A 12,828-nucleotide genomic window follows, 5' to 3' on the forward strand; every position below is an offset into this window, starting at 1 on the left:
CTCGCTTTGATAAATTGACATGCACCTTCAAGGCTTTTTTGACGTTGGCCTCGATTATGATCTGGCTTGCTTAGGTTTGAATACACGCCCTAGTTCCATTTCTGAAGTAAACCTGCATACACACAAAAAAGGCCGCCCCGCGTGGAGCGACCATTACATTTTTACTCATGAGCATGTGTCTGCATGTACTCATATCACCTAAGCGGTGTTAATTGGAGGAACCCGCTGTTTTAACTTCCTCCAGCATTTTATCGTTATAGCCAAACATCCAAGTCAGGACAAAAGCTACAGCCATGGCAGACAAGTTCGCCAAAATGTAAAGCGGAAGTTGATGATTCATGTAGAGCAATGTACCCGGAATTACAGTAATCGCCATACCCGTAGCTGCCAAATGGAAGATCGAAGCGATAAAGCCGCCGACCGCTCCGCCGATCAGCCCCATGACAAAAGGCTTCATGTATCTCAGGTTAACCCCGAAAATAGCCGGCTCCGTAATCCCCAGAAAAGCGGACAACGAGGAAGGAAGCGCTAACGCTTTCAGCTTGCTGTTCTTCGTTTTCAGTCCAACCGCCAGACAAGCCGCACCTTGGGCAGCCATAGCGCAAGTAATGATCGCGTTGAAGGCGTTTACGCCATTCTTTTCAAGTAGTTGAATTTCCAGAAAATTAAATATATGATGCACACCTGTAACTACGATAATCTGATGCAGAAAACCGATGACAATCCCTGCGATACCGAAAGGCAAATCCAGTACAAGCGTCGTTCCTTGCAGTACCCATTCTTCAAGAGAATGGAAAACCGGACCGATGGCAAACAGCCCGAGTGTAATCATGATCAACAGTGTTAAAAATGGCGTAAGAATCAGATCCAGCGCTTCGGGTACCCGTTTGCGCAGCCCCCGTTCCAGTTTGGCTCCGATCAAGCCCACGAAGAAGGCTGGCAATACCGAGCCTTGATAACCCACCACAGGGATGAAGCCGAACATCGTCAAGGGATGAGCTGAGCCGTCCGCAACAGCATAGGCGTTGGGCAAGGCCGGGTTCACCAGCATCAGACCGAGAACGATACCGAGCACCGGGCTACCGCCGAATACTCTAAAGGCTGACCACGCGACCAGCGCAGGTAGAAAAGCAAAAGCCGTATCCGTCAATACTTGGGTAAACAATAGGAAATTCGGTGAAATATTCTGCGGCGTCATGCCGAACAGGGCCAGAATTTGCGGCTGGGTAAGCAAGCCGCGCAATCCCATGAACAGCCCTGTAGCAACCAGCACCGGAATGATCGGTACAAATACGTCGCCAAAGGTACGAATGGAGCGTTGGAAGATGTTGCCTTCCTTTTTCGCCTGACTCTTCACTTCTTCTTTAGATGATCCGGTCACTCCGAGCTTCTCGACCTCTTCAAAAATTCGATTGACCGTACCTGTACCAAAAATAACCTGATACTGACCTGAGTTGAAAAAAGCTCCTTTGACCTTGTCGATTTCTTCGACCTTTTTCTGATCGATCTTTTCCTTGTCATGCACCATAATCCGCAGGCGTGTCGCGCAGTGAGCAAAGGACGCAATATTTTCCTTCCCACCGATTGCTTGGATCACTTCTTTGGCTATTTCCCGGTTCTCCGTCATGATGTTCATCCTCTCGTTCATTCCGTTATGTTATTGATGATTAACGATCCACTTGATGATTTGAATATTCATGTAAAATCCCATTTTACCGCTTGGAAGAGAGCCTCTCCCTTGTCGGCAAAAAAGCGTATTTCGTCACTCTCTGGGTGCGGAAAAATACGACTGGTGAACACCTCTTCCCCATCATTGACAAAAATTTCAACCGAAGACGTATCCACGAACAGATGAAGCTTGATACGGTCCCCATTCAATGCACACTGTCTTATCTCACCATACGAAGCAGCGACAGGCTCACCCGATTGCGAACGGTCCATCACAAGCTTGCGGCTGACGGCATCATATCGGATCACCGTTTTCTCGGTCGCACTTGCGCGGAATTCAATACCGCACGCCTTGGCGCTCAAAAGATCAAACTCACAAATCAGCTCATAAGCCGTACCCTTGAAGCCCGTATAGGTTTTGCTCTCCGACGTTAATGTGTCGGCTACCCGCTCCTCACGCTTTCTACGCAGCGTAGTCAGCTCAGGTATCGGCCTTTGTATGAGTTTACCCTCATGAAGCGTAAGCTCCCTCGGCAGCGTCAGGCAATGCGCCCATCCGTTCGGATCTGTCGGATAGTCGATATCCGGCAATCCCATCCACGCCACCATAATACGCCGCCCCTGCGGGTCAACCATCGTCTGCGGTGCATAAAAGTCAAAGCCTCGGTCCAACTCGCGGAATGCCCCATGCTCCAATATTCTGGTCTCGGTATCCAGCGGCTTGCCGATCACGTAACCCGATTGATAAATGTTGTGATACTCATCCTCGGAAGGCTCCAGGCCCTGAGGAGAAAATACCAATACACCCGAGCCGTCCAGTTCAAAATAATCCGGGCATTCCCACATGTATCCAAACGTCTCCAGCCCTGTGCGCAGTTCTCCCTCAAACTTCCACGTATGGAGGTCGGTTGACCGATAAAGGACGGCGCAGCCTGTTGCATTCGCTCTCTGGGCACCGATCACACAGTAAAAGCTGTCCCCGTCCTTCCACAGCTTGGGATCACGAAAATGATCCGTATATCCTTCCGGCACATTTGGAATAACGGGATGCTCCCATTTTGTAATGAGACCGCTCTCATCCATAACGGCCATACATTGATAAGGATGTCTGATCCAGTCCCCGTCACGCGTATTTCCCGTATACAGCATATACAGCTTGCCCTCATGCTCCATCGCGCTACCTGAATAAGCACCATGTGAATCAAAGTAATCACCCGGTGCGATACCGATGCCTGCGTCGTCCCATGTGACCAAATCTCTGGACTTCAAATGATACCAGTATTTCATTCCATGATCGGTTCCAAACGGGAACCACTGATAGAACAAATGGTATTCACCCTGATAATACGAAAAGCCATTGGGATCATTGAGCAAGCCTGTCGATGGCTGAATATGAAACTCCTGCCGCCAGTGACATTGCTCCACCTTTTTCTCCAAGCTGGCTATTTCACCGGGCTCTGCCTGCTCAATCAGTCGATACTTTTGTTCTTTTGTCATTTTCATAGGTGTACCTCATTTTTATTAAAACTTTCGTCTTGGGAACCGGTTCCAATTCAATGAAAAAAATAATATACAGGAACCGATTCCCATGCGATTAAAAGATTACTCATCCATGGATTTGTAACCGATTCCACTTGTGCCCGAGTGCCGTGGAACCGGTTTCGTAGAAATTATAATCCACCTGTTCAGCGTTTGTCAACGCTTTCTCTCTCTATCAGAGAATAATTCATAACAGTCACTTTCTCTACCGGTTTGTGTTCTACCAGCCGTACAATATTTTGCGCCGCTACGCGTCCTGCTTCCATGTACGGATATTGCACGGTTGTCAGCGCGGGATGAATCACCTCCGTAATATCGTATCCCCCGAAGCCGGTCACCGACAATTCCGACGGAATGGTAATCCCTCTGGAATACGCCGCGTTGATCACGCCAAGTGCTATATTATCCGTAGCACACACCATTAACGACGGCTTAAATCCATCTAAAATCGCAGACGCAGCCACCCGTGCATCGGACATTTTAAATCCGGTTTCATAGTATCTGATCTCGTACCCGGCTGCTTGCTCCAGTTGCTTCACATCGTCCGTATAAGCTTGAGCGGGCAATGCATCCCGAACAGCCTGCTTAAAACCTTCCTTGCGCCGCACACCAACAGCGACATCCTTTTCCGTAACGCCGACGTAGGCAATTTCACGGTGGCCCTGTGACAGAACATACGCGCCGATATCATATCCCGCCCGGTAGTCATCATGGATAAGACTATGAAGCTGCGTGTGCTGCTGTCCCACCAGCAAAACCGGAATGGCAATGTCGCGAATTGCAGTCAGATGCTCGTCAGTAATTTCAGCGGCCAGCAAAATAATACCGGAAATCTTTTGCCGACCCAACTCGTAAATGGCTTCGATTTCACGCTTCACATCCTGGCTCGTATTCGAGATCAGCATCTGATAATGCTGGGCCCGCAGCTCTTCATCTATACCCATCAGCGTATGGGATGTCGCGAAAGAATCCAGACGTGGCACAACGGTTCCAATTATGTTAGTCCGCTTCGCTTTCAGGCTCTGGGCAAAAGTATTAGGCACGTATCCCGTAGCCTTGACCACCTTTTCAATTTTACGTCTTGTATCCAAACTGACTGCTCCACCGTTCAAAAAACGGGATACCGTACTCTTGGATACGCCAGCCATTTGGGCTATATCTGCAATCGTCTTATTCATGAGCTCCCCCGGATTGTCTTCATTTTCACAAGCTTCCAAAACGTCTTTTTTTTCATCCCCCTATAATAACATATGGTGGGGTTGGAATGCTGTGGCTCCAGACCCATCATGGACAAAAAACACCGTTCCCTTCATTGAAGAAAGAAACGGCGTATCTTGGAAATTGAGTTTAAAAATCAAAGTTATCCGGATCGGGACCTACCCGATGATTCGCATTTAACGCCTGAATTCCATCCATATCCTCTTGCGTCAATTCAAAATCAAAAATGTCGGAATTTTCAGCAATCCGATGCGCCTTGGTAGACTTGGGAATGGTAACAACTCCTTGCTGCACATCCCAGCGTAAAATCACTTGTGCCACCGATTTGCCATACTTGTCCGCTATGTCTTGCAGTACCGCATGATTGAGCAATTGACCTTGCATTAACGGGGACCAGGCCTCCATTTGAATATTGTTCTTTTGACAGAATTGCAGCAGCTCGGCTTGTGTTAATTGTGGATGAAACTCCACCTGATTTATCATTGGTGTGATCTCTGCATCCTTCATAAGGTCTTCCAAATGATGAATCTGGAAGTTGCTGACTCCTATAGCCTTGATCCGCCCTTCTTTATACAAGGACTCCAAAGCTCTCCAGGCTTCTTTATACTTCCCTTGAACCGGCCAATGAATCAAATACAGATCCAGATACTCCAGACCCAGCTTGTCCAGGCTTGCTTCATAGGCTGCCCGTGTCTCTTCATACCCCAGATCGGCGTTCCACACTTTGGACGTCACGAAAAGGTCTTCTCTGGACAGGTTATTCTCCTGAAGGGCTTCCTGAATGGCCTGTCCTACACTTTTTTCATTCGCATAGATTGCAGCTGTATCTATACTGCGATAACCATGCTTCACAGCCGCTTTGATGGCATCGACCAGCTCTGCGCCTTCCTCCACTTTAAATACCCCTATTCCGAACCAAGGCATATGAACTCCGTTGTGCAATGTTGTTGTGCTTTGTAAGTTTTGAGTCATTGTTTATCTTCCTCTCTGCATTTTTTAAGATTGTGAATCTATTGCGGTGATTGTATCCCTTTTTTCCAGCGTGCGACTCCAGCCTGTGAGTAGAACCGCAGCGAAAACTATAATCGCCCCGATCCAGGTCGTATGAATGAGACCCAGAGCATCCGTCACCATTCCACCTACATAAGCTCCAATCGCAATTCCCGCGTTGAAAGCAGCGATATTGACGGCAGAAGCGACATCTACGGCTTTGGGGGCAAAACGTTCAGCCAACATCACCACATATACCTGTAGGCCGGGCACGTTCATAAACGCAAGCAATCCCATGAAGAAAATCGTAATCAGTCCGGCGGTTTTAAAAGGAGCGGTGAACAGCAGGACGAGCAGGACAATCGCTTGAATCAGGAACATGTAAAATAAAGCTGAAAGCGGCTTGCGGTTTGCTGCTTTTCCACCAATGACATTCCCGATGGCAATCGCGATTCCATACAGCAAAAGAATAAACGTTACCGTACTTTGCTTAAATCCGGTTATGTCGTGAAGTAATGGAGATAAATAAGTAAACACCACAAATGTGCCTCCATACCCCAAAGCTGTAATGATAAATGCGATTAGCAAGCGACCATTGGTAACCAGTTTGACCTGCTCGCGGAAGGGGGGTCTGTTCCCTTTGCGCAGATTAGATGGCAGCAAAATCAGATTGGCGGTAAGTGCCACCACACCGACGATCACAATCGCCATAAAGGCCGCTCGCCAGCCCCATTGCTGTCCGATAAAGGTTCCCAAGGGTACACCCGTGACCGTGGCTACGGTCAGCCCGGAGAACATAATGGAAATGGCACTGGCTCGGCGGTCATTAGGCACAAGATCGGCTGCGATGGTGGAGCCGATGGACATGAACACCCCATGGGAAAATGCCGAGATCACGCGTGCAATCAGCAGCATGACAATTCCACTGGAGAACGCAGCGAGGCTGTTGCCTGCAATAAATACAATCATGATCCACAGCAGCAGCGTTTTACGGGGAACACTGGATGTTAACGAGGTCAGGACAGGCGCCCCGACGGTTACCCCTAATGCGTACAACGTGACGGTTAAGGCAGACATGGTTACGGATATGTGCAAGTCCTCAGCGATCAGGGGCAGCAGCCCCACGCTAATGAACTCGGTTGTCCCAATCGCAAAGGCGCTTACGGCTAAAGCCAATAATGGCCAGATACTTCGTTTTCTTTCTGGCGACATGTGTTTCACTCCTCTCTTTACTTCTATCTATAGAAATCTTCGACCAGCAAATGTTATTATGAGTTATTCAGGCAAGTATAAACAGTACGTACTTTTTAGTGATATAGGTACCAAAAAGTACCCTAAACAAAAAGTGAAACACACGGAGGGATCGGCATTGGGTCAGAAAAAATACAATATCTCAGTTGAGGCGACTTTGGAGGTTATCGGGGGGAAATGGAAGTGTGTGATCCTGTGTCATTTGACACATGGAAAAATGCGGACAAGCGAATTGAAGCGCATCATGCCTTCGATTACACAAAAAATGCTGACGCAGCAGCTTCGGGAATTAGAGGAAGATGGCATTGTCAATCGGATTAGCTACAATCAGGTGCCTCCCAAAGTGGAGTACGAGCTTAGTGAATATGGATGTAGTCTGAAAGGCATTTTGAATTCTCTATGTGCCTGGGGAGAAAAGCATATTATTAAAGAGTACGGAGATAAATCCGCTGTACTGGAGGATAACATTTTGAATAAGCTGTAAAAAAAGAATGCATCCTTTCCTTCTTTCTAAGTCCTTGTACCCTTGATAGAACTTTGTACAATAATTTACAATGTAAAAAGTTTCACACACTCTACTTTGGAAGAAGGATCATGCACAATGAAAAAAAACTGGAGAGTTTGCTTGTCCAGCATGTTTGCTATTTTCCTGGTTGTGTCGGCAACCGGATGTAATTCTCAGCCCGCCACTTCTAAGACCACCAACACTTTATCTTCATCAACTAGTAGCGCCCATGCGGTTGTTCAGAAAAAACCACACTGGTCCTATGAGGGAGATCAGGGACCGGAGCATTGGGGAGAGCTGGAAAAAGATTTTGCTGCTTGCGGTAACGGCCAGGAACAATCCCCCGTCAACATAGAACATACTCGTCTGGAAGCTTCACATACGGAGCAACCGTTGCAGGTTCATTACGCCAACACGAAAGTATCCATTTTGAATAACGGACATTCGATTCAACTCAACACAGCAAGCCCCGACAATACTATTGTGGTAGACGGGACTCGTTATACTTTAAAGCAGTTTCATTTCCATCATCCCAGCGAGCACCAGATTGATGGTAAAAATGCCGAGATGGAGCTTCACTTTGTTCATCAGAGCGACAACGGCCGCACAGCAGTTTTAGGCGTCCTTATTCAAAAGGGCAAGGAAAACAAAGCCTTCAACAGTATTTGGTCCCAACTGCCGAAAGATACTACCACCCAAGAATCGGCTCTGGAGGAAGGAATTAATCTTGCTGCGCTCCTGCCGAAGGACCTGCATTCGGTTCGCTACAACGGCTCTCTGACTACCCCGCCATGTACGGAGCATGTGAACTGGACGGTACTGGAACAGCCTATCGAAATGTCAGCAGACCAAATCAGTCGGTTCGCTACCATTTTTCCTGATAACCATCGTCCTGTGCAACAGCTTGGAGCCCGTAAACTGACTGCCGATAAATAATAAAATAAGTACCCTACGACAGCTAACAGAAACTCTGCCGCCGCTGACAGTAAAATACCAAGAAGCCCCTCTGTCCATAAGATAAACAGGGAGCTTCTTGGTTATTTTAGTTGTTGCCATTCTTTACAAACGCACCAGTTCCTCCACCTTCACTGGCTGGCCCGTACGGATAGAGCGATTGACGGCAATGCCCGTTAAAATGGACCGTGCGCCCGCAAATGGGGCATTTTCCGCTGCCTTGCTGCCGTACGCACGCTGGTAGAATTCAGTCACGCCGCGCTGTTCCGCATTTTCCCGTCCATAAAATTTCAGATCGCCCATCGCGTACACCGTCTCCGGCTTCGTTTCTGCAATCATCCGTTCAAATTCATGAGCTTTATAGGTCGGAATCGGCTCATAGTCGTATTTCTCCTGCAACAGCCGATTGGCATAGTCCACTCTCGTCTGATTGACGTCACAGAACGCGAAAGAGCGAATTTTTCGCATTATTGTAAATTCATCATCAAATTATATATTATTATCCATTTACGCCTTCGATATTTGTTTTTGTGCAATCATATAGACGATCAGCACCGGAACGACGGAAATGGTGGTACCCGCCATCATTAGCGACCAATCGGAGGTATACAGCCCTTTGAAATTGTTGAGCAACAGCGAAACCAAGTAGATGTAATTAAATGGGGAATTTATTGATTACTTCGTTATATTCCTGCTGGGCATCGGTGATTGCAAGTTTGGAGTAAACCTCCAATGATTTTCGGCCCTCATGTCCGGAATACGGCTGAATAAGCGCGTCATCAATGCCCTGCTTTTTAAGCCAGGTTAATAGGAAGTGGCGCAGCTTGTGCGGCGATAGATTTTGAACCCATCCTGCCTCTTCGGAATATTTGACCAAAATCTTTCGGATTCCCCGATCTGTGTACTTTTTCTTCCATGAAGATTCAAACAAATAGAGCGCCTGTTTTTTTCGCATAGAATGGCCAACATTTCCTTGAATGATTGAGGGAAGGGTACGATTCGATCCGATCCTTGCTCCCCTTGCCTTTATTTATCCAGATTTGACAGTAATGAAAATCGACATCAGTTAATTTGATATTAATAAGCTCGCTCACGCGAACACCGGTATAAAGTAGCGTTTTGACGATAATTAAACAGCTTTGTAAAGAGGGAAAAGGGGAATTCATGTTCGTGTCGAATATGTATTAAGATCTTTAAATAATTCCAATTGAAATCTAGGAGGATTTTACATGTTTACAACTGTTCAAGTGTTTGCTGAACACTGGAAAAAAGTGAGTGGTTCCACTCAAAAAATTTTCGATACCCTTACCGACGCATCTTTGGCTCAAGAAGTATCCCCGCAGGACCGTACTTTGGGGCGGATCGCCTGGCATATTGTGACCGCCATCCACGAAATGATGTCCCGTACAGGCCTGGAGTTTGAAGCCCCTCATCATGATGCAGCGCTACAGACTTCCGCACAAGTGATTGCGGATCATTACCGCCAAGCAAGCCAGAATGTGTTAAAAGCTATTCAAACACATTGGACAGATGCCACGCTGGCTGAGACGTGTGATATGTACGGTGAGCAGTGGCCTAACGGATTCACCTTGTCCGTTTTGATCATACATCAGACGCACCACCTGGGTCAGATGACCGTGTTGATGCGTCAAGCCGGGCTGAAGGTTCCTGGCGTATTCGGACCTGCCCGGGAAGAATGGTCTCAGATGGGGATGGAGCCGCCGGCGGTCTAAAGAAACATATAGAAGCTCCCTCCCCTTTGTTCAGGGAGCTATTTATATGTGTGCCTGGATCGACCCAAAAGCGTCCTTGTTCGTTTCCTGGTCAAACCAGTCCGTTGTTTGCTTCTGCCTTTCAAAATTGGAGAGGCGGGGGGCAGACGGCCAGGAAATCAACTGAATACATAGATGAATGTTACTGTCTACAGACAATAAAGTTATGTACTAAACAATAAAGTTGTGTACTAATCAAGAAATAGACAATAAAGTTATGTACTAAATATTAATGAAACATAATAAAAGAATCACTTTTAGTAAAATCAAAAGCCTGATGAACAAGTGTCATCAGGCTTTGTTAAAATCAGGACGGCTGCTTTGGTTTAAATAATAGAGAGCGATATTATGGTAAAGAAATATTAGAAAAATTAAAGACAGGAGAACATATTTATAAGGATTTAACGTACATATTTTTAGAATTTTATTAAAAAAATATAAATCACAAATATTGGATTTTGGTACACAACTTTATTGTGTATCGCAAAGGTGAAAATATTTGTAGTTGACTCGCTAGTACACAACTTTATTGATCGAAGATAGTGTCATAATTAGTGAGAAAATTTACAGGTTGAACGAGAAAAATTATCATAATTGATGTTCGAAGAAAATAAAGTTGTAGACTGGAGTTGCTGATTTTACGCGATTGTCCATTTCAAAGGTCGTCAGCTTTTGAGAAATATGTTTTAGACTGATCCGACAAATGCAACAGCGGCAGATAAGGACGCGAAAATAAAATTCTAGACTGGCCGCTGTTGTGGTCAACATTCAACTATCGTGTCCTGTTAGCCTAATAACTCTGCAGTTTGTAAGAAAGCGTCCAGCCGCTCCTTTTGAAGAAGATGATGACGGTAATGCATCTCCACCATCGTGAACCATTCGACCGCGTTTAACGCGCCGAAGGCTACAGCCGGATGAGTCGCCTTTCGCTGCAGCCGCTCTGGGTCTATGTTCTGCAGCGACGCCCCAATCTCATGCATGCGGCGCATTGCTTCCTCCAGCTTGGCGACAAGCTGCTCCTTGCTCTCTGGCTGAGGAGGCGTATATTGCAAGTCGGCCGGTACCTGAATGCGAACCGGTGGGAAGCTCCCTTGCTCAAACACGGCATGGCCGGCCTCCGTCTTCCCGCCGCCCTCTTCGCTGCCGCCACCGAGCGCCATGCACTGCTCCGCAAGACGGAGCTGCAAGTTCAGCGTGGAATGGGGCAGATGCAGGTACATTTGCCCAAGCGACCATTCGTTCTCGCTTGGCTTGCGACACAGTTCCGCCAGACTATACTTATCCAGCTCCCGAACATAATGCTTCGAAATTTCGTCGAACCTTACCAAAATATCCTTAATCCCTATGTTCTTGTTCATCAAGATCATCTCCTCGAATACTGAATTACTCTCATCATATGAGAGGGCTCAAGAAAAAAGCATATTCGTAGTTTATATCATTATACTTTATTTTCCAGTATAAGTCTATATTTTCTAATTACACCGTCCGCCGTCGCTAGCGCGCCGATCGCAAAGCTGGACTTCATTCCGGAAGAGCCGGGAGAGCAAGCTGCAGCTGCTCATGCTGGCCGCCGTCGCCAGAGCGCCGATCGCAAAGCTGGACTTCATTCCGGAAGAGCTGGGGAGCGCAACTGCAGCCGCGCATGCCGGCCGCCGTCGCCGGCACACCAATCGCAAAGCTGGACTTCATTCCGGAAGAGCTGGGGAGCGCAACTGCAGCCGCGCATGCGGGCCACGCGTCGCCAGTCTATAACTTTATTATCTCAGTCTAGTTCTTTATTGTTTAGTCTAAAACATTATTATTCGCTAACAATTGACAATGAAGAAGTAGAACAAATTAATTGTATAAATACGCATTTTTAGAGTTGCGTATATTCTCATAAAATTTGAAAAATTAGGGTGAACCGAATAACTTCGAGTCAATGAGTTCTCACTAATTATGAAAATGATCGTTGAATTATCATATATTCAGCTTGTTGTTTACGTATATGAAGTTGTGTTCTAAGTATTAATGAAACATAAAAAAAGTACGCTCTTTATTGAAAACAAGAGCGTTGAACAAGTGTCATCAGTCTTATGTTAAAATCAGGGGACGGCTGCTTTGGTTTAAATATAGAGCGGTAATATGGTAAGGCAATGTTAGTAAAGTTAAAGATTTTAACGTACATATTTTTATAATCTTGATAAAACACAAATATTGGATTTTGGTACACAACTTTATTGTCCGAAGAGAGTTACAGAGCGATGTAAATCGCTCTTTTTGTGGTGTCAGCTTGACCACAACTATTGAAAAATTTTTTTGAAATTTTATTAGAATTACAATTATTGCGAAAGGTAATCCATCTTTTACAAAGAAATGTAAAGTAACGAATGTTTTTTTGAATTAAGTGCCATTCGTTAGAGGTGTATGGGAAAATGACCATATTATATCCCAGCCCCAGCCATATGCTCAAAGCGCAATCGACGGAATACCCACTGCGTATCAGTAAGCCACATCGGGCCTGTAATCCCAATCGCTCGCAGCAGATGATTTAAAATGCCAAATTCGCCGTTCAGTATCCACATCCAGATGATCCCGACCGATACTGAGCTGGTCACAACAGGCATGAAAAAGAACAAACGGTATATTTCCTTGCCCTTCACTTTATTGAGAACAGTCGCTACAAGCAAAGCCAGAATAATACCCGCCGGAATCACCAGCACCATATAGTACATCGTATTGACGAGTGCCTTCCAGAAATCAGGATCAGCTAATTGGCCTCTGAAATTATCCAAACCGACAAATACAGGCACGCCAAAGCCATCCCAATTCACAAAGCTTAAATAGAACGCATACAGCAGCGGCAGCAGTGAAAAACATAACAGACCAAGAAACTGGGGGCCAATGAACAGATAGCCCCACAGCGCTTGATGCTTTCTCTGCATCTTGTGT

12 protein-coding genes and 2 pseudogenes are annotated in these 12,828 nt (G+C 46.2%); 3 read left to right on the plus strand and 11 right to left on the minus strand.

Annotated elements, in window-relative coordinates; genetic code table 11:
- Window positions 1–208: 208 nt before the first annotated feature.
- The 5 genes from ACWGOO_RS18335 to ACWGOO_RS18355 all read right to left on the minus strand — a co-directional run bounded on the left by ACWGOO_RS18335 (window position 209) and on the right by ACWGOO_RS18355 (window position 6,627).
- The gene (locus tag ACWGOO_RS18335) at window positions 209–1,627 is read right to left on the minus strand and encodes a sucrose-specific PTS transporter subunit IIBC (protein ID WP_452485750.1); all 1,419 of its coding nucleotides are present in this window, start codon (window positions 1,625–1,627) and stop codon (window positions 209–211) included.
- A 68-nt stretch (window positions 1,628–1,695) separates the two neighbouring features.
- Entirely contained in the window at window positions 1,696–3,171 is a 1,476-nt protein-coding gene (locus ACWGOO_RS18340; RefSeq protein WP_452485752.1) for a glycoside hydrolase family 32 protein, read from the minus strand.
- Between the two features lie 182 nt (window positions 3,172–3,353).
- Complete coding sequence (locus ACWGOO_RS18345; RefSeq protein WP_452485754.1) at window positions 3,354–4,385, minus strand: LacI family DNA-binding transcriptional regulator; 1,032 nt, start codon at window positions 4,383–4,385, stop codon at window positions 3,354–3,356.
- A 169-nt stretch (window positions 4,386–4,554) separates the two neighbouring features.
- Window positions 4,555–5,397, minus strand: coding sequence for an aldo/keto reductase (locus ACWGOO_RS18350; RefSeq protein ID WP_452485755.1), 843 nt, complete (start codon window positions 5,395–5,397; stop codon window positions 4,555–4,557).
- 24 nt (window positions 5,398–5,421) lie between these two features.
- Entirely contained in the window at window positions 5,422–6,627 is a 1,206-nt protein-coding gene (locus ACWGOO_RS18355) for an MFS transporter (protein ID WP_452485757.1), read from the minus strand.
- 157 nt (window positions 6,628–6,784) lie between these two features.
- Here ACWGOO_RS18355 and ACWGOO_RS18360 point away from each other — a divergent pair, with 157 nt between their 5' ends.
- Both ACWGOO_RS18360 and ACWGOO_RS18365 read left to right on the plus strand, forming a co-directional pair.
- The gene (locus ACWGOO_RS18360; RefSeq protein WP_452485759.1) at window positions 6,785–7,150 is read left to right on the plus strand and encodes a winged helix-turn-helix transcriptional regulator; all 366 of its coding nucleotides are present in this window, start codon (window positions 6,785–6,787) and stop codon (window positions 7,148–7,150) included.
- Between the two features lie 117 nt (window positions 7,151–7,267).
- The gene (locus ACWGOO_RS18365; protein ID WP_452485760.1) at window positions 7,268–8,107 is read left to right on the plus strand and encodes a carbonic anhydrase; all 840 of its coding nucleotides are present in this window, start codon (window positions 7,268–7,270) and stop codon (window positions 8,105–8,107) included.
- Between the two features lie 213 nt (window positions 8,108–8,320).
- Here the strand turns inward: ACWGOO_RS18365 and ACWGOO_RS18370 are convergent.
- From ACWGOO_RS18370 to ACWGOO_RS18385, 4 genes and pseudogenes are all read right to left on the minus strand, one after another.
- Window positions 8,321–8,572 (minus strand): annotated as a pseudogene (locus tag ACWGOO_RS18370) (gfo/Idh/MocA family oxidoreductase); the annotation flags it as partial.
- Between the two features lie 60 nt (window positions 8,573–8,632).
- A pseudogene (locus tag ACWGOO_RS18375) lies at window positions 8,633–8,773 on the minus strand (carbohydrate ABC transporter permease); the annotation flags it as partial.
- Between the two features lie 7 nt (window positions 8,774–8,780).
- Complete coding sequence (locus tag ACWGOO_RS18380; protein ID WP_452485761.1) at window positions 8,781–9,080, minus strand: tyrosine-type recombinase/integrase; 300 nt, start codon at window positions 9,078–9,080, stop codon at window positions 8,781–8,783.
- Entirely contained in the window at window positions 9,049–9,291 is a 243-nt protein-coding gene (locus tag ACWGOO_RS18385; RefSeq protein ID WP_452485763.1) for a tyrosine-type recombinase/integrase, read from the minus strand. The genes ACWGOO_RS18380 and ACWGOO_RS18385 overlap by 32 nt, the downstream gene beginning before the upstream one ends.
- A 63-nt stretch (window positions 9,292–9,354) precedes the next feature.
- Here ACWGOO_RS18385 and ACWGOO_RS18390 point away from each other — a divergent pair, with 63 nt between their 5' ends.
- The gene (locus ACWGOO_RS18390; protein WP_452485765.1) at window positions 9,355–9,858 is read left to right on the plus strand and encodes a DinB family protein; all 504 of its coding nucleotides are present in this window, start codon (window positions 9,355–9,357) and stop codon (window positions 9,856–9,858) included.
- Between the two features lie 824 nt (window positions 9,859–10,682).
- Here ACWGOO_RS18390 and ACWGOO_RS18395 read toward each other — a convergent pair.
- Both ACWGOO_RS18395 and ACWGOO_RS18400 read right to left on the minus strand, forming a co-directional pair.
- Window positions 10,683–11,255, minus strand: a complete 573-nt coding sequence (locus ACWGOO_RS18395) for a DinB family protein (protein ID WP_452485767.1) — start codon at window positions 11,253–11,255, stop codon at window positions 10,683–10,685.
- Between the two features lie 1,065 nt (window positions 11,256–12,320).
- Window positions 12,321–12,821 (minus strand): carbohydrate ABC transporter permease, encoded by a 501-nt coding sequence (locus ACWGOO_RS18400; RefSeq protein WP_452485769.1) that lies wholly within the window; start codon window positions 12,819–12,821, stop codon window positions 12,321–12,323.
- Window positions 12,822–12,828 lie beyond the last annotated feature (7 nt).

Source organism: Paenibacillus sp. NPDC055715 (assembly GCF_053617595.1).